We start from the raw sequence: 531 nt of genomic DNA, 5'->3' as shown, positions 1-531 counted from the left end.
AGAGAAGAAGAAAGAAGCAGAGAAGAAGAAAGAAGAGGAGAAGAAGAAAGAAGNNGAGAAGAAGAAAGAAGCCGAGAAGAAGAAAGAAGCGGAGAAGAAGAAAGAAGCCGAGAAGAAGAAAGAGGCTGAGAAGAAGAAAGAAGCGGAGAAGAAGAAAGAAGCCGAGAAGAAGAAAGAAGCAGAGAAGAAAAAGGCAGAGAAGAAAAAGGCAGAGAAGAAAGAAGCAGAGAAGAAGAAAGATCCTTTAGAACAGGTCTACTCTGTCGACAAGAATAAGGACGACGGCACCTTCGGCAATCAACAAGATGGGCCGGGTGGCTACAACAACGAGAAAAACCCGCCCAAGAAAGGCGAACCCAAGAAAGGCGAACCCAAGAAAGGTGAGCTCAAGAAAGGTGAGCTCAAGAAAGGCGAACCCAAGAAAGGCGAACCCAAGAAAGGTGAGCCCAAGAAAGGTGAGCCCAAGAAAGGTGAGCCCAAGAAAGGTGAGCCCAAGAAAGGTGAGCCCAAGAAAGGTGAACCCAAAAAAGG

General features: G+C 46.7%; 1 protein-coding gene. It reads right to left on the bottom strand.

Annotated elements, in window-relative coordinates; genetic code table 11:
- Window positions 1-401: 401 nt before the first annotated feature.
- Window positions 402-531: pentapeptide repeat-containing protein (locus A3751_RS23905; RefSeq protein WP_197466422.1), on the bottom strand; the 130-nt coding region annotated here is incomplete at its 5' end.

The organism is Oleiphilus sp. HI0080 (assembly GCF_001635135.1).
Note: the sequence above shows the minus strand (reverse complement) of the source record. Positions and strands in the feature narration are given on the sequence as shown.